This window comes from Caballeronia sordidicola, assembly GCF_000729995.1.
Taxonomy (GTDB): domain Bacteria; phylum Pseudomonadota; class Gammaproteobacteria; order Burkholderiales; family Burkholderiaceae; genus Caballeronia; species Caballeronia sordidicola_A.
Genome location: NZ_JNFG01000014.1, coordinates 73,529 through 99,536, shown reverse-complemented (window position 1 = coordinate 99,536; position 26,008 = coordinate 73,529). Strand labels below are relative to the sequence as shown.

Here is a 26,008-nt window from a genome sequence, read left to right as displayed (position 1 = left end):
TATTCCGCGTAAAATTGCGCTCTCTGCGGGCGTCGTATAATGGCAATACCCTAGCTTCCCAAGCTAGAGCCGTGGGTTCGATTCCCATCGCCCGCTCCAGTTTTCTTGCGCAAAAAGCCGCCTTCGAAAGGCGGCTTTTTGATTTACGGCAGCGCCCGGTTTGCCTCGTGTTTGCCGCAAGCTCAGCTTAACCCCACAAATCCGCGTCCTTTTTCGATGATCCACGATCCCACCCCCGACCAAGACGAGACCAACGAAAGCGACGATCGCGACGAAGCCACGGAACCGGCCGGCACGCTTCGTCATCGGCGGATTCGCAGCTTCGTCACGCGCGCGGGACGGGTATCGACGGGACAGCGCCGCGCGCTCGATGAATTCGGACCGCGCTTTGTCGTGCCGTACGCGCCGCAGCCGCTCGACTGGAACGCCGCGTTCGGCCGCCAAGCGCCGCGCGTGCTGGAGATCGGCTTCGGCATGGGTGCGACAACGGCGGAAATTGCATCAGCACGCCCCGCCGACGACTTTCTCGGCGTCGAGGTCCATGAACCGGGCGTGGGCGCGTTGCTGAAACTGATCGGCGAACAGGAGCTGACGAACATTCGCGTCGTCCAGCACGACGCGGTGGAAGTGCTCGAACAAATGATCGCGGCGGACAGCCTTGACGGCGTCCATATCTATTTCCCCGATCCGTGGCACAAGGCGCGTCACCATAAACGCAGGCTGATCCAGCCGAAGTTCGTTGCGCTGCTTGTTTCGCGGCTCAAGCCGGGCGGCTATATCCATCTCGCCACTGACTGGCAGAACTATGCCGAGCAGATGCTCGAAGTGCTGTCGGCGGAATCCACGCTGGAAAACACAGCCGGCTCGGACTACGCTCCGCGTCCCGATTACCGGCCTGTGACCAAGTTTGAACGCCGCGGATTAAAGCTCGGCCACGGCGTGTGGGATCTCGTGTTCAGGCGCCGCTGAACGACAGCCCAAATCCATCAGCCCAGACAAAAACAGGCCGTTCCAACTCACGTTGGAACGGCCTGTTTCGTATGCGCTTGCGGACTTCAAGCCTTAACTCGAGCCTCGGTAAACGACTCTAAAAACCGCGAATCATCACTCCGCCCAACTCGAATCATCAATCCGCCCAACTCAACCCGCCGCTATACCCAACAATCAAAATCAGCAGCCCGAACCCTATCCGATACCACGCGAACGCCGTGAAATCATGCGTGGCCACATAGCGCAACAGCCATCGAATACAGATAAATGCGCTGACAAACGCAGCCACGAGCCCAACGATAAACAAGCCGATCGAACCGACGGACAGCGTGCGCCACTCCTTCGCCAGCTCGTAAAGCGTGGCGCCGAAAATAATCGGAATGGCGAGGAAGAAGGAAAACTCGGTCGCAATCTTGCGTTCCAGCCCGAACAACATCCCGCCGATAATCGTCGAGCCCGAGCGCGACGTGCCGGGAATCAGCGCGAAGCATTGGGCGAGCCCGACTTTGAAGGCATCGGCGTAAGAGAGATCGTCCACTGACGTCACCCTCGGCGCGACATTGCGCTCGCGATGCCGCGCTTCCGCCCACAGGATGACGACGCCGCCCACGATCAGCGCCACGGACACCGGCACCGGCGCGAACAAAACGGCTTTAATGTGCTTTTCGAACAGCAAGCCGAGCACAACTGCCGGAATGGTCGCGATGATCACGTTCAGCGCGAACCGGCGCGCCTTGGGCTGGGTCGGCAACCCCGCCACGACCGAGCCGATCTTGCGCCGGTATTCCCAGACAATCGCGAGGATCGCGCCGAACTGGATCACGACGTCGAAGGTCTTGGCCTGTGCGTTAGTGAAATTCAGCAGGCTGCCGGCAACAATCAGATGCCCCGTGCTCGATACCGGCAAAAACTCGGTCAAGCCCTCCACTACGCCCAAAATCAGCGCTTTGCAAAACAGAATCCAGTCCATCGCTCCGCCCTTTTGGCATAGTTTGGCCGTCGCCAGCCAATCGTTCGGGCACGCGCGTACTGGATTGCGCCGGAAAACTACTTCTCGACGATCTGAACGCGTATGCCGTTTGTAAGGACGGTGATTGTACCGGGTTCGTAATTAACACCGGCAAACTGTAATTGTTCTGGCTTGAATGTGTAAATGGGGTAACGGTCCAGGAACTGCGTCGCCATGACCGCGCCGACCGCGTTGATTTGCTGGCTGTATTGCGCAGCGTCGCCTGCGACCTGCGAGCCGTCGACAGTCGGCGACATCAGGATGACCGAATGGCTGGCGGCGTCGTAAGCAAGCTGACTGGAAAGCGTAAACACGCCGGTGACCGGATTCGGCATGAACGGCGTGGCAAGCCGCGCGTCTAGCCGAACGGTTATCCGGTTCCGATCGGGCGCGAGGCCTACCAACGGATTGCTCAACGTGACATCGAAGATCTGCGAGGCCGTGCGTTGCAGCGGAAACTTGCGCTGCACCGCGTCCTGGACCTGCGCCTGGCTGAACGTGTAGTGATCGGGGATGAACGGAAATATCGCGGCGGCGCATCCCTGGGTTCCCAGCGCCACCGCCGCGCCCGCGCCGCCAAGGGCTGCGAGCAGGAACCGGCGCCGCTTCGGCGCAACGGCTTGAGTCATGCGAAATTCTCCAGTGACTTGATGAGCATTCGACCGGCTAGGCGCGCTCAGGTTGCGTATCGGCTTCGAGTTGCGTGAGCCAGGCCAGCGCGTAAGCACGCGTATCGCCACACATGGACTCTGATGGCTGCAAGCCCGAGCAACAAGCCGGCCTGCGCGGATCGCCGAAAATCGCACAGCGCAGATCAGCGCCGAGTTGAATGCAGCGCACACCCGCCGGCTTGCCGTTGGGCATGCCGGGAATCGCGCTGGAAATCGACGGCGCGATACAGCAAGCACCGCAGCTTTCGCGGCACGCGTGAACGGAGCTAAGACGTTGGGCAGTGGACATCGGTTCGGGCAGTTTGATGACTTCGGGTGGCTTCAGTACGGGCGGCAACCCGGCATTGTGCCACTGCGAGCGGCTGCGGCGTTATCACGCAAGAAACAGGGAAACGGGTCCGCTAGACTCGGCGCACCTTGGTCCAAGTCTGTCCGCAATGTCCCTCTTCCGCCCCGATCTGCTCACCAAATACGACGCGGCCGGTCCGCGCTACACGTCGTATCCCACCGCCGTTCAATTCACCGACACCTTCGACACCGCCCATTACCATCGAGCCGCGGCGGACCCGGGAGCGGCATCGGCGGATCTTTCGCTCTACTTCCATATTCCGTTCTGCGACACCGTCTGCTTCTATTGCGGCTGCAACAAGATTGCTACAAAAAATCGTGCGCACGCGCGTCCGTATCTTGATCGGCTAAAACGTGAACTTGTGTTGCAGGCAGCATGTTTCGATACCACCCGCGCCGTCTCGCAATTGCATTGGGGCGGTGGCACGCCGACGTTTTTGTCGCACGACGAAATGGCCGAACTGATGACCGCAACCGCTGAGTCGTTCCGCTTGCTGCCCGACGCCCAAGCCGAGTATTCGATCGAGGTTGATCCCCGCGAGGCATCAGCGGAAACAATCGGCGTGCTGCGCGACCTGGGTTTCAATCGGCTGAGTTTCGGCGTGCAGGACTTTGATCTGCGCGTGCAGCAAGCGATCAATCGCGTTCAGCCACTCAAGACGACGCAGACGGTCATGTCGGCGGCACGGGCCGAGGGTTTCAAGTCGATAAGCGTCGACCTGATCTATGGATTGCCATATCAAACTGTAGAGAGCTTTAGCCGGACGCTCGACACGATCATCACGCTCGCTCCCGACCGGCTTTCGGTGTTCGGCTATGCCCATATGCCGGCTGTTTTCAAGATGCAGCGGCAAATGGATGAAGCCACGCTGCCCTCGCCAGCCGTGCGTCTGGCGATTCTCGAACGGGTTATCGAGAAGCTGACAGAGGCAGGTTACGTCTACATCGGGATGGATCATTTCGCCCTGCCACACGATGAACTCGCGGTTGCGCAGCGAGCCGGAACGCTTCATCGAAATTTTCAGGGTTACAGCACCCAGGCGGATTGCGATTTGATTGGCCTGGGCGTTTCTTCCATTGGCAAAGTCGGCGATGTCTACGCGCAGAACGCCAAGGACATGGCCGGTTATGCCGCGGCGATCGATCGCGGTGAGCTCGCTATTGCACGAGGCATTCAGCTAAACGCCGATGATCGGCTGCGGCGCGACATCATCACTGAAATCATGTGTCAATTTTCCCTGCGCTTTGATGCGTTGGAAGCGGCTTATGGGATTCGGTTTGAAGCCGCTTTCGCCAGTGAATTGGAGCGTTTGAAATCGCTTGAAGCCGATGGACTCGTCAAGGTGAACCACGATGGGATCGAGGTGCTCCCCGACGGCCGCCTGCTCGTGCGTAATGTGGCCATGATCTTCGATCGGTATCTCGCCGGGAACGCCAAGCAACGGTTTTCACGGACGATTTGATCCCGGGCGTCAACGTTGGTACCGGACTTGCGCATGGCCTCCTGCAACTTTGCCGCCTGCCAGCCATAAATGCGCTATCGTGCGGCGTGCTTCACGCTCCACTGATAAGCAATGCATTCATCGAAAAAACGGAACCTCTTTCTCGCGACAATCGTCATCATCATCGTGCTGGCGCTCAGCATCACTCACACGCTCAGAAAACGCGCGAGCGCCACCGCACCGGTAACATCGGCTTCGTCCTCCGCGGACGAGTCCGTCATCGAATTCACTCCCGGTGACCTGAGCGAGCTCACACGTCGCACGCTATCCGAAATGCTGCCGCTCACCGGTTCACTTCGCGCAGTCACGCAAGCCGCCGTCAAAGCGAAAGTGGCGGGCTCGGCGCTCGACGTACGCGCCCGCGAAGGCGATACCGTCAAGGCAGGACAAGTACTCGCCTCCATCGACGCCCGCGACTACACCGCACGCGCCGAGCAATCACGCGGACAAATGGCCGCCATGGCCGGCCAGCTGGATATCGCGAAACAAACGCTCGAGAACAATCGCGTGCTGGTCGAAAAAGGCTTCATCTCGAAGAACGCCTTCGATACCGCCCAAAGCCAGTACGCCATCGCCGCCGCCAATCTCGCTGCCGCGCGCGCCGCACTGGCGTCATCGAATTTGTCGGTGGCGGACACCATCGTGCGCGCGCCGTTCAACGGCCAGATTGCATCGCGCAGCGTCGAACCAGGCGAACGGGTGGCCGTCGACAGCAAATTGTTCGATGTCGTCGACCTGACCCAGCTTGAACTCGAAGCGCCCGTGCCTGTAGGGGAAATCGGCCGCGTTCGGATCGGCCAGCCCGTGTCGATTCGTTTCGATGGCGTCGATGCACCCGTCGCCGCCACCGTCACACGCATCAATCCCGCCGCGCAGCCGGGCTCGCGCTCGATCATGATCTATATCCAGGTGGCCAATCCGACCGGCACGTTGCGCGTCGGCATGTTCGGCACGGGCAGCGTGACGGTGGGCAGCACCCCGAACGCGCTGGTGGTGCCGGCATCGGCGGTGCGCACGGACGGCGCGAGCCACAGCGTCTACGCACTCTCTGGCGGCAAGCTCGTCGAAGTCCCCGTCACCACGGCCGCGACCGGTGACGCCGATGGCACGAGCTGGACCCAACTCGTCAATCCGCCGCTCAAGGAAGGCCAGCAGGTCGTGAAAAATAACCTCGGCGCGCTGCGCATCGGCAGCACGGTGCGCATGGTTGGACAAGCCACGGCGGCTTCCATGCCCGCCGCTCAATAGCGGAGCCGCAAGCCATGTGGTTCACGCGCATCAGCATCAATAACCCCGTGTTCGCCGCCATGATGATGGCGGCGTTTCTCGTGATCGGCCTGTTCTCGTACGAGCGCCTGAAGGTCGACCAGTTTCCGGATATCACGTTTCCCGTGGTCGTCGTCCAGACAGCGTATCCGGGGGCATCGCCGGAATCAGTGGAATCCGACGTCACCCGCAAGATCGAGGAAGCGGTCAACACGATCAGCGGCATCGATGAAATTTCATCGCACTCCTACGACGCGTTATCGGTCGTGATCGTCCAGTTCGATCTCTCGGTCAACGTCATGCAGGCCGCGCAGGACGTCCGCGACAAGGTGGCGCTGATCAGGCCCGATCTACGCGACGGCGTAAAAGAACCGCGCGTTTTGCGCTATGACCCGGCCGACATGCCGATCGTCACGGTTGCCGTATCCAACGCGCCGGGCGCAGCGCTCAGCACGCGCGACCTCACGACCGCCGCCGATCAGATCGTGCGCAAGCGCCTGGAAACAGTGCGCGGCGTGGGCTCGGTGAGCATTGTGGGCGGCGTGAAGCGGCAGGTACGGATCGATGTGAGTCCGGATCGGCTGCAAGCTTTGTCCGTTGGCGTGGATCAGGTGATTCGCGCCGTGCAGAACGAGAATCAGGAGATTCCGGCGGGGCCGCTGACGTCGGCAGGGATTGAACAGACGGTGCAGGTGAAGGGCCGCTTCCAGACACCCGATGACTTCAAACGCATCATTGTCGCGCGTCGTGGTGCGTCGAATGCAGGCCATGCCGTCACGCTGGATCAGGTGGCGCAAGTGGTCGACGGGCAGGAAGAGCCCGACAGCATGGCACTGCTGAATGGGAATCGCGCGCTGTTTTTATCAGTGGTCAAAGCGCAGGGCGAGAACACAGTCGACGTGGCGCATGGCATCCGGGCAGAGGTCGCGGCGCTGCAAAAAGCCCTGCCGCCGGGCGTCAAGCTCGATATCACCGACGACTCGTCACTCGATATTGAAAACAGCGTGAACGAAGTCAAGGGCACGTTGCTCGAGGGCGCGCTGCTGACTATCGCAATCGTGTTCCTGTTCCTCGGCTCGTGGCGCAGCACCGTGATCACCGGCCTCACGCTGCCGATCGCATTGATCGGCACGTTTGCGTTCATGTTCGCGGCCGGTTTCACGATCAACGTCATCACGCTGATGGCGTTGTCTCTGTGCGTGGGCTTGCTGATCGACGACGCGATCGTGGTGCGCGAGAACATTGTCCGTCATGTGCAGCTTGGCGCGGATCACCGCACGGCCGCGCTCGATGGCACGAAGGAAATTGCCCTCGCCGTGCTCGCCACGACGTTTTCGATCGTGGCCGTGTTCCTGCCGGTGGGGTTCATGAGCGGCATCATCGGCCGCTTCTTTCACCAGTTCGGCGTGACGGTTGCAGCCGCCGTGCTGATCTCGATGTTCGTCTCGTTCACGCTCGACCCCATGCTCTCGTCGATCTGGCCCGATCCCGCGCTGCACGTGCGCGGCACACGCCATCTCGCGCGCTTGCTGGCCTTCTTCGAACGCGGCGTGGAACGGCTCGCGCAGTTTTATAGGCGGCTGCTCGGCTGGTCGCTCAGGCATCGCATCACCACGCTGTCGATCGCAGTCGCCACCTTTTTCGGCAGCCTGTTCCTCGTGCCGCTGGTCGGCACCGAGTTCGTACCGGCCGCCGATTTTTCCACTACGCAGATTGGCCTGAATACACCCGTGGGGACGTCGCTGGAAGCGACCGCCGACAAAGTCCGGCAGGTCGAAGCAGCGCTCGCGTCATACCCCGAAGTGCGTTATAGCTACGCCACGATCAACTCCGGCAACGCGCAAGGCAAGAACAACGCGCTGATCACCGTGCGTTTGAAAGAGCGGCGCGAACGCACACGCGGCGTACAGGAATTGAACCAGGTGTTCCGCACACGCCTGCAGCGCATTGCCGGGATCGTGGTGACCGAGATCGGCATGCCAGACGGCGCCGGGTCCACCAAGGCCGTGCAGTTCAGCCTGCAAGGCGATAACCTGGACGAACTCCGGCGTTTGTCCGCCGAAGCCCAACAGCGCTTGCGGAAGATTCCCGGCCTCGTGGATCTGGATGCGAGCCTGAAGGACGATAAACCCATTGTGGCCATCGACGTCCGTCGCGAACTCGCCTCAGACCTGGGCGTGGGTGTCGCCGAAGTCGGTCAGGCGCTGCGCCCGTTGCTCTCCGGCGACGCCATCAGCACATGGCGTGCGCCCGACGATCAGGATTACGACGTGAGCGTGCGCCTGCCCTCGGCACAACGCCGCAACGTTGATGACCTCTCAAAGCTCATGATTGCCACCAGCCGCACCGACGCCAACGGCGCGCCGATACTCGTGCCCTTGCGACAGGTCGCCGCGATCACCGAGACGACCGGGCCGGATGTGATCGGCCGGCGGGATTTGTCGCGTGAAGTCGAGATTTCGGCAAACGTCATGGGACGATCGCCGGGTGAAGTCGCCGCCGATGTGAAGAAAACCCTCGACGAAATGCGCCTTCCCGCAGGCTACCGCTACCGTTTCGGCGGCTCGACCAAAAGCATGAACGAGTCGTTCATCTACGCGGTCCAGGCGCTGGTGCTCGCCGTGATCTTCATCTACATGATCCTGGCGTCGCAATTCGGCAGTTTCCTGCAACCGCTCGCGATCATGACGTCCCTGCCGCTCACGCTGGTGGGCGTGCTGCTAGCGTTGCTGCTGTTCGGCAGCACGCTCAACATGTTCTCGATCATCGGTTTCATCATGCTGATGGGCCTTGTCACGAAGAACGCGATCCTGCTCGTCGACTTCGCAAATCAGGCGCGGCGCGGCACCCTGCTCGACGCGACGGGAAAAGGCCACCCGATGACCCGCACCGACGCGTTGCTGGAAGCGGCACACGTCAGGCTGCGACCGATCCTGATGACCACGCTCGCCATGATCTTCGGCATGCTGCCGCTTGCGCTGGGACTGGGCGAAGGCGGCGAACAACGCGGTCCGCTGGGCCAGACCGTGATTGGCGGCGTAATCACCTCGTCTTTGTTGACGCTGGTCGTCGTGCCGGTCGCCTATACGGTCCTTGATGATTTCGGCGCATGGGTGACGAGAAAATGGCGGCGCGGTGCAAAGGGGGAGACGCACCCTGCGCCTCCCGAACGTTCTCGCGATATTCCCGCCGAGGTGGACCGCGTGCCTTGACGCGATTGCGGCGCCGCGGAAACTCGCTTTACGTTCGAGGTCGCGTTAGCGAAGTCGCCGTATTCACCGCCGGCTATTTCTTCGCGAGCGCGGCACTTTCCCCACGCTGCTCGCTTTTCACCGTGACCTTGCGGGGCCGCCCGCCACGCGCGCCGTTCGCGCGGGCCGCAGCCGCTTTGGATTCACTGCGGCTCGCCCCTCCTTGCTTGCCCAGCCGCCTGGCCATGAACGATCGCGACCCCAGCACGCCGGCAAGTAATGGCGCCACGAGAATGTCGGCGTCGACGGCGGGAAAATACAGCCCTGTGCCGGACGCCGTGATTTCGATCGCGATCAGGTCGGTGTCCGAAGCATTTTCCAAACCCTGAATGATCCGCGCGGGAATCGCAAACAACGCGCCATTCGAGAGTTCGATAGCCACCCTGCCGTCCACCGGGTTGAATGACGCGGACGTAGCGACCGGATTTTCAGCAATGTGCTTGCTCATGCGCGCTTCGGCTTCGCGCAGTTGGTGTTCGGTGATATCAACAAAAGCAGTCATGAAGTGTTTTCCATTCAGTGCACAGCGAGCCGACTACGTTTTGCATCCGGCGAGCGAAAGTATTTACATCAACGTGCGAGAAACCGTGATTCTTTTGCAAGCTCGGCGGTCCAGCCGGACAGTGCAGGTTAAAAATGGCGTGTTGCTTGCCATCAAGCAAATGCACGTGTGCAGGCTGATGGTCATTTAAATAAATCACGACGCGGGCAGCGCCGATGCGGAAAATCGTTGGCATGTAGTCACTCTATCCGTAAGTTGTGCGCAAGTAAACCCAAACGCTTGGGTTTTTGAAGGATGATTGTTTTCCACCACAAAAGGCCGTCTCTGCAGGGACCCGCCAAGCTTAGGGAGGAAGCAGCCACGGCGCTATCAGCCGAATGGGAGAGGAGCCCGGTTTATCAAGGGCCACGCGTGCAGCGTCGAGTATTTATTACTTAGCTGGCTTAGAATGACAGCCACTTTTGGGCAAGTTACATCAGGCGTTTCATCGGCCTTTGGTACGGCAATGCCACAACGCCGCGGTGCGAAGATCACTCACCGCGTCGCATTCGCGCTCTGTGCAGCACGCCCGTTCTTGCCCACTTTGTAGCCCGTCAAGCCACCGGTTTCTCTCGACATCATGCCCATCACTTCGCCTCAGTTCGCGCCTCTCGCACTACTCGCCGCCGCGCTTCGCGACGGTAAAACCACCAGCCGCGAGTTGGTGGAGCAGGCGCTCGATCGCATTGCAGATCCTTCGGGGCAGGGAGCGGTTTCCTTCCTGCATGTCGATGCAGAGCGCGCCCGTGCCGCCGCTGACGCCCACGACGCATTGCGCCGTGCGGGCACCGTTCTTTCGCCGCTGGCGGGCATTCCTGTGTCGATCAAGGATCTCTTCGATATCGAAGGCCAGGTGACACGAGCCGGCTCGCGCATACTGGCCGGCGCGCTGCCGGCCAAGGCTGACGCTGTCGCGGTTGCCCGGCTGCGGCGGGCGGGCGGCGTGATCGTCGGGCGCACCAACATGAGTGAATTCGCGTTCTCCGGGCTAGGACTGAACCCGCACTACGGAACGCCGCACTCGCCGTATCGAAGCAATGTTGCGGGCGATGAGCGGATTGCCGGGGGCTCGTCATCAGGCGCTGCGGCATCAGTGGCCGACGGCATGGCGGCCATCGCGCTCGGCACCGACACCGGCGGCTCCATCCGCATCCCGGCCGCGCTCTGCGGACTCACCGGCTTCAAGCCGACCGCTGCCCGCGTGCCCACGCAAGGCGGCCTGCCGCTGTCCAGCACGCTCGACTCGTTCGGGCCAATCGGGTTGTCGGTGGCGTGCTGCGCGCTTGTCGACCGCATCCTGGCCGGCCGCGACGCCGGCGTGCCCGCGACCCGGCCATTGGACGGCGTGCGTCTGGGCGTGCTGACGAACTACGTCATGGACGGCGTCGACGAAACGGTCGCCAGTGCCTACGCCGCGGCAATCGGGCATCTGTCGGCAGCGGGTGCGCTGGTGGAAGACGTGCGTTTCGCGCCGCTCGAGCGGCTTGCCGAGGTCAATCGCTTCAGCTTCGCGTCAATCGAGGCTTACGCATGGCATCGGCCGCTATTGCAGGCACACGCCGATGAATACGATCCCCGCGTGCGCGTGCGGATCCTGAAAGGCCAGCCCGCCAGCGCGGCTGACTACATCGACTTGTTGCAGGCGCGCGCCGCGATGATCGAGCAGGCGCGCGCGCTGTGGCAGCGGTTCGACGCCATCGTGTGTCCGACCGTGCCGGTCGTGCCGCCGCGTGTGGCCGACCTCGAACACGACGACGAAGCGTTCGGCCGAACCAATGCGCTGATCCTGCGCAACCCCTCCGTTTTCAATTTCCTCGATAGTTGCGCGTTGTCGCTGCCGTGCCATCCACGGGGAGAGGCGCCGGTCGGCCTCATGCTGGCCGGGGCTCCGTTCGGCGACGACGCGCTGCTCTCCATCGGCCGTGCCGTTGAAGCTGTACTCGAAACCACGCGCTGAGCCGCTCATGCCGCGCCTGAAACCGTCCGGCGACCGCGATCGCGATAGAATTCCGTCGCCGGATGTGCCCTTCCAGGTGTTTTTTCTCGAACAATTCGGAAAATATGAATAACTCCTTGAATCATTTCACCATGCACCAAGACGATCGCGTGATTCGCCGCGAACGACGATTGCTGGTCTTGCTCGCTGTGATTTCCCTGGGGCTCGTTGGCGGAGCGCTTTATCTTCAGTTCGTCAAAGGTGAAGATCCCTGCCCGCTTTGCATCATTCAACGCTACTTTTTCGTGCTGATCGCGGTCTTTGCGTTGCTCGGCGCCTCGTTCCGGGGATGGCGCGGGATCGCGTTGCTTGAATTGCTGGTTGCGCTGTCCGCTCTCGGGGGCGTGGTAGCAGCCGGACGACACGTTTATGTGCAGGCGCATCCAGGATTTAGCTGCGGGTTCGATGCGCTCCAGCCCGTGGTGGATTCACTTCCGCCCGCGCAATGGCTGCCTCAGGTCTTCAAGGTCGCGGGACTTTGCGAGACGCCCTATCCGCCCATTCTCGGACTTTCGCTTCCGCAATGGGGTCTTATCGCGTTTGGGGTGATGTTCCTGTCCGTCGCCGGCAGTTTGTGGGGCAAGCGCAGGTTGCGCGCTGGTTAAGTGCGGATGGCGAGCGGTTCGGACCTTCGCCGGACTGCTCCCCTTCCCGCGAAAGCTGAAATCGCCCTGCGTGGCGGCCCGTAAGCCTTGCCAAAGGCTGTTCCTCAGTCATATTTTTTGCAGCGCCACCGCGCGCGAACGGCGATTGCCGTTGTCCGCTCCGTCGGGCCTTGACGCCAGGCGCCAAACGCGCCTCCTCGCAGTCACTCCCGTCCCCTCACGCTCCGATATAGGGTTTTGGCGCTTTCTCCGCCTACCCTCATTCGGCTGTTCGCATAGTCTTGATACGTTCGCCGGAATCTTTTTGAGATATTGCGGTGATATCGTTATTTATGGATGGCGATCCACGTGCGCTCTTTCGACCTGGTTTCTTTTGACTCCAGACGCCGATTTCGCGTAACGCGCGCCCGATTCGCAGTGTCCTGGACTTGTATATGACAACGCAAACCATCCGGTTCTTCCAGCGCAACGCCCTGCGCGAAGTGCACGACGTACCTGCCTCCCGTACGGTGCTCCAGCATTTGCGCGAACATGACCAATGCACCGGCACCAAAGAAGGATGCGCGGAAGGCGATTGCGGTGCCTGTACGGTAGTGATCGGTGAACTCGATGCAGAAGGCCAACCCGTCCTCAAGGCCGTCAACGCCTGCATCCAGTTCATGCCAACGCTCGATGGTCGAGCGCTCTTCACGGTTGAAGACCTGCGCGCCAAAGACGGCACGCTGCATCCGGTCCAGCAAGCCATGGTCGATTGCCACGGCTCGCAATGCGGCTTCTGCACGCCCGGTTTCGTGATGTCGATGTGGGCGCTTTATCAGAATCAGCCCGCCGATGCCGGCCTGCCCACCCGCGACGAAATCAACGCTGCCCTCTCCGGCAATCTCTGTCGGTGCACGGGCTATCGGCCAATCGTGGACGCATCGCAGAAAATGTTCGAGTATCCTCGCGCGCCGCTTGACCGTGACCAGCTCAAACGCCAGCTCGAAAGCATCCAGCGCAAGACAACACTCGAATACTCGGCGCCCGACGCACGCGGCGCCGCATTCGGCCACCCAACGTTCTACGCGCCCGTCTCGCTCGCTGAATTCGCTCGCTTGCGTGCCGACCATCCAGACGCGCGCATCCTGGCGGGCAGCACTGACGTCGGCCTGTGGGTCACCAAGCAGTTCCGCAATCTCGGCGACATCTTGTATATCGGCAATGTGACCGAACTCAAGTCGATCACCCGCGACGGGCAATGGCTGAGCATAGGCGCTGCGGCCTCGCTGGAAGATTCATACGCCGCGCTGGCGGCCATTTATCCGGAACTCGCGGAATTGTGGACGCGCTTTGCTTCGCGGCCTATCCGCAACGCCGGCACGCTCGGCGGCAACGTGGCGAACGGCTCGCCTATCGGCGATTCCATGCCGGCACTGATCGCCCTCGATGCGGAAATCGTGCTGCAGAAAGCCACTAAAGTCCGCACGATGGCACTCGATGCCTTCTATCTCGGTTATCAAAAATCCGCGTTGGAAACGGGCGAATTCGTTGCGGGGATTCGCGTGCCGCTGCCATCGGCGAAACTTCGGTTCAGGACTTATAAGGTATCCAAGCGCTACGACCAGGACATCTCGGCTGTGTGCGCCGCGTTCGCCGTGACGCTCGACGGCACCCGCGTGACAACCGCGCGTTTCGCATTTGGCGGCATGGCTGCCACGCCTAAACGGGCATCGAATGCGGAAGCCGTGTTGGTGAATGAAGAGTGGAACGAGGCCAACGTGAAAGCCGCCATGCGCGCGCTGGACGTCGACTTCCAGCCGCTCACCGACATGCGCGCGTCGAGCGACTACCGCAGCAAGGTCGCGCGCAACGTGCTGTGGCGTTTTTTCCTCGAGACCCGCGAGGATTCACCACTCGCACTGCGTGACGTCAACGCGTTCGCGTTCGACGTGCAATGCGCGACATGACGCTGCACCTTGCCCCAGGGACCACGCGATGAACAAGCGTACCGATCCACACCACATCGACCATGCCGCCGACGGAGCCCTCGCGCTGCACGCCGCGGCGAAAAAGCCGGAGCCTGCAGCGATTGGCGTCAGCTTGCCGCACGAATCGGCGACCCTGCATGTTAGCGGCGAAGCGACTTACGTTGATGACATAGGCGAGCTGCGCGGCACACTGCACGCGGCGCTTGGCCTGTCGCGGCATGCGCATGCACGCATCGTCTCGATCAATCTCGACCTGGTGCTGGCCGCACCCGGTGTGATCGCGGTGTTCACCGCCGACGACATCCCCGGCGAGAACAATTGCGGCCCCGTTCTCCACGACGACCCGATCCTCGCGAAAGATGAAGTGCTGTATCTGGGGCAACCGGTGTTCGTGGTCATCGCCGAAACGCACGATCTCGCGCGCCGTGCGGCAGCGCTCGCCAAAAGCGAAGAAGTGATCCGATACGAACCGCGCGAAGCCATCCTCACGCCGCGCGATGCGAAAGCGAAACAGCAGTTCGTCCTGCCGCCGCTGCATTTGAAGCGCGGCGATCCGGACGGAAAAATGGCAGCGGCGGCGCATCGGCTGCAAGGGGAATTCGAGGTTGGCGGGCAGGAACAGTTCTATCTCGAAGGGCAGGTTGCATACGCGATTCCAAAGGAGCTCGACGGCCTGCTCGTCTACAGTTCCACGCAGCATCCGAGCGAAATGCAGCATCTGGTCGCGCATATGCTCGACTGGCCGACGCACAACGTCATCTGCGAATGCCGCCGGATGGGCGGTGGTTTCGGCGGCAAGGAATCGCAGTCGGGGATCTTCGCATGCATTGCGTCGCTGGCTGCGCACCTCTTGCATCGGCCGGTGAAATTGCGCGCGGATCGTGACGATGACTTCATGATCACCGGCAAACGCCACGACGCGATCTACACCTACGAAGCCGGTTTCGATGACGACGGCCGCTTGCAAGGCGCACGCGTTGAAATCGCGTTGCGCGCGGGTTATTCGGCGGATCTGTCGGGTGCGGTCGCGACGCGCGCCGTCTGTCACTTCGACAACGCGTACTACCTGCAGGACGTCGATATCACCGCGCTCTGCTGCCGTACCAACACGCAGTCGAACACGGCGTTTCGCGGTTTCGGCGGTCCGCAAGGCGCGCTGGTGATGGAAATCATGATGGATGAAATCGCGCACCGGCTGAAGCGCGATCCCGTCGATATCCGTCGCGTGAACTACTACGGCATCACCGAGCGCAACGTGACGCCCTACGGCCAGACCGTGGAAGACAACATCATCGCGCCGCTGACCGACGAGTTGGTGGCATCGAGCGAGTATCTTCAACGGCGCAGCGCAATCTCCGCGTTCAACCAAACGAGTCCCGTGCTCAAGCGCGGCATCGCGTTCACGCCGGTCAAGTTCGGCATCTCGTTCAACGTGCCGTTCCTCAACCAGGCGGGCGCGCTCGTGCATGTCTATAAAGACGGTTCCGCGCTTGTGAATCATGGCGGCACCGAGATGGGCCAGGGCCTGAACACCAAGGTCGCGCAGGTCGTGGCGAACGCGTTGGGCGTGGCGTTGTCGCGCGTTCGCGTGACCGCCACCGATACCTCGAAGATCGCAAATACATCGGCCACTGCTGCGTCCACCGGCAGCGACCTCAACGGCAAGGCGGCGGAAGCCGCCGCGCTTACCATTCGCGGACGGCTCGCGGAACTCGCCGCGAAGCAGCTTGGCGGACGCGCGGAAGACGTGCGTTTTCACGATGGCGTGGTCGAGTCGAACGGCGGCCAGATGCCTTTTGATCAACTGGTCGGGGCGGCCTATCTGTCGCGCGTGCAATTGTGGTCGGATGGTTTTTACGCCACGCCCAAGGTCAACTGGGATTCGAAAACGCTGACTGGCCAGCCGTTCTACTACTTCGCGTATGGCGCGGCGATCTCGGAAGTGGTCGTGGATACGCTCACCGGCGAGTGGCGTCTGTTGCGCGCGGACATCCTCCACGACGCGGGACAGTCGATCAATCCCGCGCTCGATATTGGCCAGGTGGAAGGCGGCTTTGTCCAGGGCATGGGCTGGCTGACAACCGAAGAACTTTGGTGGAATCGTGACGGTCGTCTGATGACCCACGCGCCGTCCACGTACAAGATTCCATCGGTGAGCGACATCCCTGCTGCGATGAACGTCGCGCTCTACGACAACCAGAACGTCGAGCCGACCGTGTTCCGATCGAAAGCCGTGGGCGAACCGCCGTTGCTGCTTGGCTTCTCGGTGTTGCTGGCGATCCGCGCCGCGGTGGCGTCTGTCGCGCCCGACTCGGTCGACGCGCCTGTATTGCGCGCCCCCGCCACGCCCGAGTCGATCCTGAATGCACTGGACGCGCAGGCCGCGAAAATGCAAGCCGCGACGACTCCGGACGTCGCCCAGCCTGCGCCGGTCAACTAATCAACCAGGAACCCATTCGATGCAAGCCTGGCTACACGATCTGCAACACCTCCTCGCACACGGCGACGCCGTCGTGCTGGTGACGGTCGCGCGCGTGGAAGGCTCGGCGCCGCGCGAAGCGGGCACGAAGATGATCGTCACGCGTGACGATGCGCGCCACACTATCGGCGGCGGCCATCTGGAATGGAAGGCAATTGAAACAGCGCGGCAAGTGCTGAAAGACGGCGCCCGCAGTCCGCACATGCGCCGGCTCGAGCGTTTCGCGCTCGGCCCAAGCCTCGGCCAATGCTGCGGCGGTGCGGTCGTGGTGGCGTTCGAACGGCTGGATATAGGCGATCTTGGCTGGGTCACGTCGTTGAACAAACGCATGACGCAGGGATTGTCGACGGTGCGCAGCGTCGGCTTTGGCCCGATTCCGGACGGGGTGATGATCTCCGACCCGGAACCGGGCGTGACCGGCCCCGATTGCCTGCTCTGGGACGGCGCGGGTTTCGACGAAAGCGGCTCGCTGCTGACTGAAACCATCGCAGTGCGCGACTTTCCAGTGGTGCTGTTCGGTGCGGGCCACGTGGGCGCTGCGCTGGTCAGGGTGCTGGCGAATTTGCCGTGCCGCGTGGTGTGGGTGGACGAACGCGATGAGACCTTCCCGCCCATGGACGGCCTCCCGCCAAACGTCACTCTGGACGCCAGCGGAATCCCCGAAGCTGCCGTGGACGAAGCACCGGCCAATAGTTACTTTTTGGTGATGACGCACAACCACGCGCTCGATCTCGAACTCGCCGAGCGGATTCTCCGGCGCGGCGATTTTGCGTTTTTCGGCATGATCGGCTCGCACACGAAGAAGATGCTGTTCGAGCGCCGACTGGCGTCGCGAGGGCTGGATGCTACGTTGATCAGCCGCATGACATGCCCGATCGGTGTACCCGGCATTGTCGATAAAGCGCCGGAAATGATCGCAGTATCGGTAGCAGCTCAGTTGCTGCAGAAGGTCGAGGAACGCGCCGCGCACGGCTACAATTCCGCGCAGCATCCGCAAACCGCGTGATCCAGACCTTTTAAAGCACAAAACAAGTATGAATCCCACTCTCGCTGACAAGATCGCCCACGCGCCCAAGGCCGAACTCCACATTCATATTGAAGGTTCGCTCGAACCCGAGCTGATCTTCGAACTCGCGAAACGCAATGGCGTGACGCTCGCGTACGACTCCATCGACGCATTGCGCGCCGCCTACGCGTTCACCGACCTGCAATCGTTTCTCGATATCTACTATGCGGGTGCGAGCGTGCTGCTGCACGAGCGCGATTTCCACGACATGACGATGGCGTATGTCGAACGCGCCCTCGCCGATCATGTCACGCACACCGAAATTTTCTTCGATCCGCAGACGCATACCGAACGCGGTGTATCGATCGCTACGGCAGTTGCGGGTATCGAAAGCGCGCTGGCCGAGGGTGAGCGGCGCGGTTTGACGAGCAAGCTGATCCTGTGTTTCCTGCGCCATTTGCCGGAAGAAGACGCGCTCAAGACCTTCGATGAAGCGTTGCCCTTGTTCGATCAATATGCGCATCGGTTGATCGGTGTCGGGCTGGATTCATCGGAACGCGGCCATCCGCCTTCGAAGTTCGCACGCGTGTTCGCGAAGGCGCGCGAGAAGGGATTGAAGCTCGTGGCGCACGCAGGTGAGGAAGGGCCGCCCGCGTACGTGTACGAAGCGCTCGACGTGCTGAAAGTGGACCGTGTGGATCATGGTGTGCGCAGCATGGAAGACCCGGCGCTGGTCGCTCGTCTCGCCGATGCCCGTATCGCACTGACCGTCTGCCCGCTGTCGAACCTGAAGCTGCGCGTATTCGACGACATGGCGAAACACACGCTCAAGGCGCTGCTGGATCAGGGCGTGGCCGTGATGATCAACTCCGACGATCCCGCGTATTTCGGCGGTTACGTAAACGCCAATTACTTCGCGATTCTCGATGCATTGAAACTCAATGACGCCGAGTGTTACACGCTGCTGAAGAACAGCCTTGAAGCGTCGTTCGTGACTCAAGCCGAACGACTCGCGATGGTAGCCAAACTCGATGCCTATTGGCATACGGCGGCTTGAGCGAGAACGTCATGGCTACGATTACCAACGACACAACCACGCTCGAGCGTTTCTTCGGCATCCGTGCGGCGGGTTCGCGCACGAAGACCGAGATTGTTGCGGGCATCACGACCTTTCTCACGGCGATGTACATCATCGTCGTCAATCCGGGAATCTTGTCGCAGGCCGGCGTGCCCTTTCCCGCAGCGCTGACGGCCACCGTGATTGTCAGTTTCCTCGGCAGTTGCGCGATGGGCCTCTATGCGCGCAACCCGGTCCTCGTCGCGCCCGGCATGGGCATGAACGCGCTGTTCGCGTTCGTGATGGTTCACGCCGGCAAGATGCCCTGGCAGACCGCGCTCGGCTGCGTGTTCTGGTCCGGCGTGATCTTCGCGGTGCTCGCGGCGTTCAACGCACGCAAGCTGGTCGTCGATGCGATTCCCGCGAACCTGCGTCATGCCGTGTCATGCGGTATCGGACTGTTTATCAGCCTGATCGGACTGGTCAACGCGAAGTTTGTTATCAGCGATCCCGTGACGATCGTGCATTCGGCATCGCTGAATCCGGTGGTGATCACGTTCCTGATCGGCCTCGCGGTCACCACGATTCTGGTTGCACGAAAGGTGACCGGCGCGTTGATGATCGGCATCATTTTCACGACCGTGATTGCGATTCCCATCGGCCGATTCTGGGGCGACGGCACCGCTTACTGGCCCGCGGCCGTTGCTACGAAAACGCTGGTGAACTGGAACGGTTTGTTCTCGGCGCCGGACTTCTCAGCGGTCGGCCAACTGGACCTGCTCGGCTCGCTGAAGGTGATTTACTGGCCATTCATTTTCGTAATGCTGTTCACGTCTTTCTTCGACGCGCTCTCCACGTTCATGGCGATCTCGGAAGCCGGCAAGCTCTACGATGAAGACGGCAACCCGCGCAACATCCGTCAATCGATGATGGTCGATTCGTTCGCCGCGCTGGTCTCCGCCCCGCTCGGCACGAGCCCGGCGAACGCGTACATAGAATCGGCGGCGGGGATATCGGCGGGCGGCCGCACCGGGCTGGTCGCGGTGGTCGCCGGCTTGTGTTTCCTGCCCTTCCTGTTCCTCTCGCCGCTGCTCTCGCTGGTGCCTGCCATCGCGACCGCGCCCGCGCTTGTGCTGGTCGGCGTATTCATGATGGAGTCGATCACGAAGATCGAATGGAGCCGTTTCGACGAAGCCATTCCCGCGTTCCTCGCGATGATCCTGATCCCGCTGACGTATTCGATCACCGATGGCATTGCGTACGGTTTCCTCGCATTTGTCGTGATCAAGTCGTTCACCGGCCGCAGAAAAGAAATCAAGCCGGCGATGTGGATTGTCGCCGCGCTGTCGTTGCTGTTGTTGACACAGCTATAAGGGCGTTGACCCGCTTTACTGGAGACGTTTCACCCATGACTCAGACCGCTTACCGCGCACAGCTACTCACTTTCCGCGACGACCCTGCTCTTTCCGATGACAACGCCGTGTATGAAACCGACGGCCTGTTACTGGTGGAAGAGGGCCGCGTGGTGGCGGCGGGCGCGTATGCGGCGTTACGCAACGCCATCGCACCCGATGCAATCGTAAAGGACCTGCGGGACAAATTGATCGTGCCGGGTTTCATCGACTCGCACATTCACTATCCGCAGACCGACATGATCGCGTCGCCCGCGCCGGGTCTGTTGCCATGGTTGAACACGTACACGTTTCCGACCGAGCGCAAGTTCGAGGACCCAGCGTACGCACGCGAGACGGCAAGCTTTTTCATCGATGAACTGCTTGCTTGCGGCACGACTACCGCACTCGTGTACTGCACGGTCCACAAGCAATCCGCCGATGCCTTCTTCAGCGAAAGCGAATCGCGCAACCTGCGCATGATCGCGGGCAAGGTGCTGATGGACCGCAATTGCCCGGAGTATCTTCGTGATACCGCGCAATCGGGCTATGACGACAGCGCGGAGCTTATCGCGCGCTGGCATGGTCGCGGACGACAGGAATACGCGCTGACGCCACGTTTCGCGCCGACCTCGACGGAGGAGCAACTCGAAGCCTGTGCGGTGCTCGCGCGCAAGCACCAGGACGTGTATATCCAGAGCCACGTTGCCGAAAACACCGATGAGATCAAGTGGGTCGAAAGCCTGTTTCCGGGGCATCGGAGCTATCTGGATATCTACGATCACTATGACTTGCTGCGTCAGCGCGCGGTCTACGGCCATTGCATCTATCTCGACGATACCGACCGCCAGCGCATGGCTGAAACCGGTGCGGTGGCGTCGCATTGCCCGACATCGAATTTGTTCCTCGGCAGCGGCTTGTTCGATATCGAAAAGGCCGGGGCCGCGAAGATGCCGGTGGCGCTCGCAACCGATGTAGGCGGCGGCACGACGTTTTCGATGCTGCAAACCATGGGCGAAGCACACAAGATCGCGCGCCTGACGGGCCATCACCTGACCGCGGCGCGGATGTTCTGGCTGGCGACCACGGGCGCGGCTGAAGTGCTCGATATGTCGGACCGCGTGGGAACGCTGAAGCCCGGCAGCGAGGCGGATTTCGTCGTGCTCGACCCGTCCGGTACGCCTCTGCTGGACCGCCGGACGACGCGGGCGGAATCGCTGGAAGAACTGCTGTTCGCATTCGCCATGCTCGGCGACGACCGCGCCGTGTTCGAGACGTATGCTGCAGGGAAATGCGTGCATCGGAGAGAGACGCGACGCGGGACGGTGCCGGAGTTAGCAGCAGCTTGAAGGAGTAGCGATTGGGTCTCGCGCTTAAAGCGACGATGACCCGCCCGGTACTGCCTGGACATAACGAGCGCGCCGAGTTTTTGCTCGGCGCGCTCGTTGTCTTTAGCGCGGCCCACTTCCGCATCTGGACTTTCGATTAACTGACATCCTTCGCGGGGCGGTTCGTCGCTTCGAAAAACCAATTCGCATAGCTGACAGTAATTCCACTGAGGACTACCGTCAGCTGTGCGAATTTCACCACAAATTCAACGCGAACGCCCGTCGCACCGCCCCGCTACACGGGCTCTAAGCACTTGTTTAAGCACACTTTCCCGCTTACCGCTAAAGTCTAGGCTTTTGGTAACGCCGCGTGCGTACTCCTGTCGCGTCCTTCACGGGCGCGAGGGATGAAACAAACATGAAGCCACTCATAAAAGCCGTCCGCATCGGCTTATTCGTCCTTATTGCAGCATCGTCCGCGCAGGCTTCGGCTTACGCGCTGGACGCCCAACTTGATTGCAAATCGAGCGCGCATGCGTTTATCGCGCCGCTTCAGGAAAACCACGCGATAGAAACCACGCCCATGCGCGTGGAGCCCAATTCAATCAACGCGTTTAGACCAACGCGCGACAGTCATCTGACCGCATTTGATTTCGGTGTATTCGCGGTAGTCGGTTTTCAGAAGAATGACGTGATTTTCAAGCAAGGAAATGGCGAACCGATCGCCGATTCGGCTTATGGAGCCGTCGTGATCGGCGGGGAAAACGCGGTCAAGGAAAAGGTTCGCGCAGCCGGCAGCGACGCCGTTATTCATCGCGTCGCGCCTTTTATTACCGCGATCTTCTGCAAGCCCGATTCGCCGCAATTAGCCACGATCAACCACGATTGATGCGTGGGCAGAAAACCAAAGGCCGCGCTAACAATAGTTGGCGCGGCCTTTGGGTGAATAGCGGGCTGTCTAACTTCCGATATGAGCCTGCAACCGGCTACGCACATCTTCTGGCGTAATCGACGGGCGCGGCAGGTCGCTCGGCGTGCCGGTGTTGATCGACAGACGGGCGAAGCGCACACCATCGACATCCTTCGCGTCGAACAGCCGGTCGACGATTGAGACGTCATCGCCGTCCAGCGCGAGCGCGTATCCGCACGCAGACGCGATCCGCGCGAACTCTACGCCCTCCGACACCGTCGCCTGACCACCGGTCGACTCATGCGCACCGTTGTCCAGCAACAAGTGCGTGAGATTGGACGGACCGTAAGCGCCGAGCGTCGCGAACACGCTCATGCGCATCAGCGCGGCGCCATCGCCATCGAGCGCAATGACCTGAAGGTCAGGCCGCGACAACGCCAGGCCGAGCGCCATAGGCGTCACGCATCCCATCGATCCAACCAGGTAGAGCTGGTTCTCACGGTCATCGATAGCGTAGAGTTCCCGCCCGCAAAATCCCGTCGATGCCAGCACGACCGTCGACTCTTTCGGCGTATGCGCGATCACGCGTTCCAAAGCGTCGCGACGTGACGCGCGTTCGCCCGTGCCTTCAAACGACTGAACCTCGGCGCGCTCGTTCAACGCGCGCTGACGCACCCCGCTCAAGCCTTTCTTGTTCAACTTGTACGGCGCGACGCTGCCCTTCTGCATCACCAATGCGTACGGGCGCCCCGTGCTGTCCATATGCGCGGTTGCACGATCGAGCGCGGGTCCGATTGCATCGGCTTCCGTGGGGAACAGTTCCCACGGAATTTCCATCGTGTCGAGCATGGCCGGCGTGACGGGTCCCATCAGCGCGTGCTGCGGTTCATCGGCAACACCCGGTTGACCGCGCCACGTGACGATCAACAATTGCGGCAGCCTGAACGTCCACGTGAGCGAGGTCAGCGGGCTCACCGCATTGCCGAGCCCGGAGTTCTGCATCATCGAAATGCCGCGACGCGCCTTATGCACGCCCGATGCGCCCAGCGCCACGCCCGCGATCAATGCAACCGCGTCGCCCTCATTCGCCGCCGACACATAGTTCAGCGACTCATCCTGCAGCACGTAGTTGATGAACGGCGTCAAGTACGAGCACGGCACGCCCGCGTACCAGTCGAAACCGCGCTCGCGCGCAGCTTCGACAAATTGTGCAGCTTCGATCACGCGCCGGCCTCCGACGAGCCTGAGCCGTTCGATCCGTACGGCGCCTGGCCGTGCGCGAAATCGCCGGCTTGGCGCAACTCGTCGAGGTCGTTCACGCCGCGCCAGTGACCGTGCACGTACTGCACTTCGATCTTTTCGTCCGCGGCAATCAGCGCGTTGAGCAACGCGGCCATGTCGAGCTTGTTGAAGTCAGCGCGTTGCTGCAGTTTTTCGAGCATCGCGACCAGACGTTCACGGCCTGCGCCGCGCACATTGAGCAGGCCCATCCAGCGGCCTTGCGGCGTCTTGGAATTCGTCGGACCGGCCGAGCTCGTCACGCTTTCGAGCCAGACCTTCTGCCCGAACAACGCGCGATCGTCCGCCGTGGAGCAGTACGCAAAGTCCGTCGATGCCCCGCCGGCTGCCGGCGTCTGTGACGAATCCACGACCACGCAGAAATCGCTGTCCGATTCCACCAGATCGCGAAGAATGTAGCTGCGGAACAAGAGGTCGCCGTAGGAGATCACGGTGTCGGCGGTGAACGATTTCGCCGCGCATGCCAGCGACGCCAGTTCACCCGTCTGCTCGTGCTTCTCGTTCACGACGAGGCGGATACCCGATGTATCGATGGCATCGGCCCGATAACCACCGACCACCGTAATATCGTTGATCCCTTCTTTCTTGAACGCTTCCACTAGGCGACGCAGCAGCGGCTTGCCTGCGATGGGCAGCATGACCTTGGGTTTATCGGCGGTAACGGCTTCCAGCCCGGCGCCCCGGCTTGCCGCCAGCACGACAGCATTACGCGATGCACTCGCCGACGACAGATACACGCTTTCAGCCGCCGAATATTCTTCGGCGTCTTGCAGACGGAAGATTTCGTTCACCGTCGCCACGCGGTCTTCCACATTCACGAGCGTCTCGCTGCTGTAGATTTCCTTCGCGATCGCCTGCATGGTCGACGCCGCGCCGCGCAGCAAATGGTTCGCCCAGATCACCGTGCTGATACCGGCCTGGCGGAACACATCGGTCGGCGTGCTGTAGTACTTGGTCGGCACGATCACGAGCGGGCCGCGGCCAGCCCATTCGCGTGCGAACGTGAGAATTTCGTCCGGCTTGGACAGCTTGCTGTGAATCAGGATGGCATCGGCACCCGCCTGGCGATAAGCCTCCGCGCGCTTCAACGCTTCTTCCATGCCCCAGCCCGCGATCAACGCTTCCACGCGCGCGACGATGGAGAAATTCGGATCGCTTTGCGAGTCCTTGCCGGCCTTGATCTTGCCGCAGAATTCGTCCATCTCGGCCAGCGGCTGGCGCTCGCCGTTGAGAAAACTATTGGTCTTCGGAAACTGCTTGTCTTCGATACAGACGCCGGCAATGCCGCGCTGCTCCAGCTTTTTTACCAGCCGGCGCACGTTGTTGAAGTTGCCATAACCGGTGTCGCCATCAAGCAGGATAGGCAGGTCGCTCGCGTCCGCCATGAACTCCAGCGTGTCGACCACTTGCGTCCAACTCGCTTCGTTGTTGTCGCGTACGCCGAACTGCGCGGAGATCGTGAGACCCGATCCCCAAATCGCCTTGAAACCGGCTTCCTTCACAATGCGCGCGGACAAGCCGTTGTGCGCTTCCATCAGGAATTCGAGCTGATTGCTCTGCAGCATCTCGCGCAGGCGAAGGCTGCGTGCATAAGCAGCGGGTAGTTGATACGGTGCATTCATCGTAGAGCTCCTGCAAGCTGACGCAGTTGCGGCAAGACTTCGTCGGCCGCGCGTTTAACGTCGTTCTGAAAATCGATTTCTATCCAAGGCGCGCCGGTTACGTCGGCCACGTCGAATACCTGGCTGCGTTCCAGCAGCAAATCGCGTACGGCTTCCTCGTGCGGCAAGTTGGCACGGCCCGTCTCGATATACCCCGCGACGAGTTCGGCCAGACGCCGTGCAGCGGTTTCATCGAAGCGGAAAAATCCCACCGACTCGCCAATCACGTCGAACTGAAGGTCCGCCAGCACTTGCTTGCGCAATTCCACCGGCACGCCGTTCGCCACGCAAAGCTTCACGGGCTCATCGCCGGCTTCGAAATCACGGTCGATCAACAGGCGATTTACCGGTCCCGCGCCCGCCACCAGCGGCTCGAGAATGCGTTCGTCGTAGAGCACGTCGGCGTCCATCAGCAGCACGTCGCCGCCGCGCGTCAGCGCTTCGGCCGCCGTGTGCACGGACAGCACGCTGCCGAGCGAAAACTCGCGGTTCACAACCACTTCCGTGTGCGGTTTCCAGTCGATCGAAGCAAGTTCCGCTTCCACCTGCTCATGCTTGAAGCCGAGCACGAAGACGATTTCTTTAACGCCGGCCGTCTTCAGCAATTGAAGATGGCGTTCGAGCAGCGACGACTCGCCGAAACGCAGCAGGCACTTCGGCTTTTGCTGCCCTTCCGGCTGAACCAGGCGCAAACCCATCCCGGCGGCAAGAATAATTGCGCGCATGTTGAT

Annotated in this window: 21 protein-coding genes and 1 tRNA gene; 14 read left to right on the top strand and 8 right to left on the bottom strand. The window is 61.4% G+C overall.

Annotated elements, in window-relative coordinates; translation table 11 throughout:
* Nucleotides 1–25 precede the first annotated feature (25 nt).
* Nucleotides 26–99 (top strand) — tRNA-Gly (locus tag FH08_RS0115485).
* A 117-nt stretch (nucleotides 100–216) separates the two neighbouring features.
* On the top strand, nucleotides 217–969 hold the full coding sequence (gene trmB / locus FH08_RS0115480; RefSeq protein ID WP_031359186.1) for a tRNA (guanosine(46)-N7)-methyltransferase TrmB: 753 nt from the start codon (nucleotides 217–219) through the stop codon (nucleotides 967–969).
* A gap of 157 nt (nucleotides 970–1,126) precedes the next feature.
* Here trmB and FH08_RS0115475 read toward each other — a convergent pair whose 3' ends face one another.
* The 3 genes from FH08_RS0115475 to FH08_RS0115465 form a co-directional block, all read right to left on the bottom strand.
* A complete protein-coding gene (locus tag FH08_RS0115475; RefSeq protein WP_031359185.1) occupies nucleotides 1,127–1,960 on the bottom strand; it encodes an undecaprenyl-diphosphate phosphatase in 834 nt (277 codons plus the stop codon).
* Between the two features lie 77 nt (nucleotides 1,961–2,037).
* Nucleotides 2,038–2,628: a DUF1439 domain-containing protein gene (locus FH08_RS0115470; protein WP_031359184.1), complete on the bottom strand. Its 591-nt coding sequence runs from the start codon at nucleotides 2,626–2,628 to the stop codon at nucleotides 2,038–2,040.
* 37 nt (nucleotides 2,629–2,665) lie between these two features.
* Nucleotides 2,666–2,959, bottom strand: a complete 294-nt coding sequence (locus tag FH08_RS0115465; protein WP_031359183.1) for a YkgJ family cysteine cluster protein — start codon at nucleotides 2,957–2,959, stop codon at nucleotides 2,666–2,668.
* Nucleotides 2,960–3,107: 148 nt separating this feature from the next.
* Between FH08_RS0115465 and hemN the strand changes: the two genes are divergently transcribed.
* The 3 genes from hemN to FH08_RS0115450 all read left to right on the top strand — a co-directional run bounded on the left by hemN (nucleotide 3,108) and on the right by FH08_RS0115450 (nucleotide 8,998).
* Nucleotides 3,108–4,481, top strand: a complete 1,374-nt coding sequence (gene hemN / locus FH08_RS0115460; protein ID WP_031359182.1) for an oxygen-independent coproporphyrinogen III oxidase — start codon at nucleotides 3,108–3,110, stop codon at nucleotides 4,479–4,481.
* Nucleotides 4,482–4,592: 111 nt separating this feature from the next.
* Nucleotides 4,593–5,768, top strand: coding sequence for an efflux RND transporter periplasmic adaptor subunit (locus FH08_RS0115455; protein WP_031359181.1), 1,176 nt, complete (start codon nucleotides 4,593–4,595; stop codon nucleotides 5,766–5,768).
* Nucleotides 5,769–5,782: 14 nt separating this feature from the next.
* The gene (locus FH08_RS0115450) at nucleotides 5,783–8,998 is read left to right on the top strand and encodes an efflux RND transporter permease subunit (protein WP_051888294.1); all 3,216 of its coding nucleotides are present in this window, start codon (nucleotides 5,783–5,785) and stop codon (nucleotides 8,996–8,998) included.
* Between the two features lie 73 nt (nucleotides 8,999–9,071).
* Here the strand turns inward: FH08_RS0115450 and FH08_RS0115445 are convergent, their stop codons facing one another.
* Both FH08_RS0115445 and FH08_RS50450 read right to left on the bottom strand, forming a co-directional pair.
* A complete protein-coding gene (locus FH08_RS0115445; RefSeq protein WP_051888293.1) occupies nucleotides 9,072–9,539 on the bottom strand; it encodes a DUF2442 domain-containing protein in 468 nt (155 codons plus the stop codon).
* Nucleotides 9,523–9,774, bottom strand: a complete 252-nt coding sequence (locus FH08_RS50450; protein ID WP_075583342.1) for a DUF4160 domain-containing protein — start codon at nucleotides 9,772–9,774, stop codon at nucleotides 9,523–9,525. Before FH08_RS50450 ends, FH08_RS0115445 begins: the two co-directional genes overlap by 17 nt.
* A gap of 384 nt (nucleotides 9,775–10,158) precedes the next feature.
* Between FH08_RS50450 and FH08_RS0115430 the strand changes: the two genes are divergently transcribed.
* The 9 genes from FH08_RS0115430 to FH08_RS0115380 all read left to right on the top strand — a co-directional run bounded on the left by FH08_RS0115430 (nucleotide 10,159) and on the right by FH08_RS0115380 (nucleotide 22,296).
* Nucleotides 10,159–11,535: an amidase gene (locus tag FH08_RS0115430; RefSeq protein ID WP_031359177.1), complete on the top strand. Its 1,377-nt coding sequence runs from the start codon at nucleotides 10,159–10,161 to the stop codon at nucleotides 11,533–11,535.
* Nucleotides 11,536–11,666: 131 nt separating this feature from the next.
* Nucleotides 11,667–12,179 carry a disulfide bond formation protein B gene (locus FH08_RS0115420; RefSeq protein WP_031359176.1) on the top strand — a complete coding sequence of 171 codons (513 nt, stop codon included), beginning with the start codon at nucleotides 11,667–11,669 and terminating at the stop codon, nucleotides 12,177–12,179.
* A gap of 434 nt (nucleotides 12,180–12,613) precedes the next feature.
* On the top strand, nucleotides 12,614–14,125 hold the full coding sequence (xdhA, locus tag FH08_RS0115415) for a xanthine dehydrogenase small subunit (protein ID WP_031359175.1): 1,512 nt from the start codon (nucleotides 12,614–12,616) through the stop codon (nucleotides 14,123–14,125).
* A gap of 28 nt (nucleotides 14,126–14,153) precedes the next feature.
* On the top strand, nucleotides 14,154–16,586 hold the full coding sequence (gene xdhB / locus FH08_RS0115410; protein ID WP_031359174.1) for a xanthine dehydrogenase molybdopterin binding subunit: 2,433 nt from the start codon (nucleotides 14,154–14,156) through the stop codon (nucleotides 16,584–16,586).
* Nucleotides 16,587–16,605: 19 nt separating this feature from the next.
* A complete protein-coding gene (gene xdhC, locus FH08_RS0115405; RefSeq protein ID WP_031359173.1) occupies nucleotides 16,606–17,631 on the top strand; it encodes a xanthine dehydrogenase accessory protein XdhC in 1,026 nt (341 codons plus the stop codon).
* A 28-nt stretch (nucleotides 17,632–17,659) separates the two neighbouring features.
* A complete protein-coding gene (locus FH08_RS0115400) occupies nucleotides 17,660–18,688 on the top strand; it encodes an adenosine deaminase (RefSeq protein WP_031359172.1) in 1,029 nt (342 codons plus the stop codon).
* Between the two features lie 11 nt (nucleotides 18,689–18,699).
* Nucleotides 18,700–20,061, top strand: coding sequence for an NCS2 family permease (locus FH08_RS0115395; protein ID WP_031359171.1), 1,362 nt, complete (start codon nucleotides 18,700–18,702; stop codon nucleotides 20,059–20,061).
* Nucleotides 20,062–20,096: 35 nt separating this feature from the next.
* Nucleotides 20,097–21,428, top strand: a complete 1,332-nt coding sequence (gene guaD, locus FH08_RS0115390) for a guanine deaminase (protein WP_031359170.1) — start codon at nucleotides 20,097–20,099, stop codon at nucleotides 21,426–21,428.
* A gap of 397 nt (nucleotides 21,429–21,825) precedes the next feature.
* Nucleotides 21,826–22,296, top strand: a complete 471-nt coding sequence (locus FH08_RS0115380) for a hypothetical protein (RefSeq protein ID WP_031359169.1) — start codon at nucleotides 21,826–21,828, stop codon at nucleotides 22,294–22,296.
* A 69-nt stretch (nucleotides 22,297–22,365) separates the two neighbouring features.
* Here FH08_RS0115380 and aepY read toward each other — a convergent pair whose 3' ends face one another.
* From aepY to FH08_RS0115365, 3 genes are read right to left on the bottom strand one after another with little or no spacing between them, the layout of a single operon-like run.
* On the bottom strand, nucleotides 22,366–23,541 hold the full coding sequence (gene aepY / locus FH08_RS0115375; protein ID WP_031359168.1) for a phosphonopyruvate decarboxylase: 1,176 nt from the start codon (nucleotides 23,539–23,541) through the stop codon (nucleotides 22,366–22,368).
* A complete protein-coding gene (aepX, locus tag FH08_RS0115370; protein WP_031359167.1) occupies nucleotides 23,538–25,238 on the bottom strand; it encodes a phosphoenolpyruvate mutase in 1,701 nt (566 codons plus the stop codon). Before aepX ends, aepY begins: the two co-directional genes overlap by 4 nt.
* Complete coding sequence (locus FH08_RS0115365; protein ID WP_031359166.1) at nucleotides 25,235–26,002, bottom strand: NTP transferase domain-containing protein; 768 nt, start codon at nucleotides 26,000–26,002, stop codon at nucleotides 25,235–25,237. Before FH08_RS0115365 ends, aepX begins: the two co-directional genes overlap by 4 nt.
* Nucleotides 26,003–26,008: the final 6 nt, after the last annotated feature.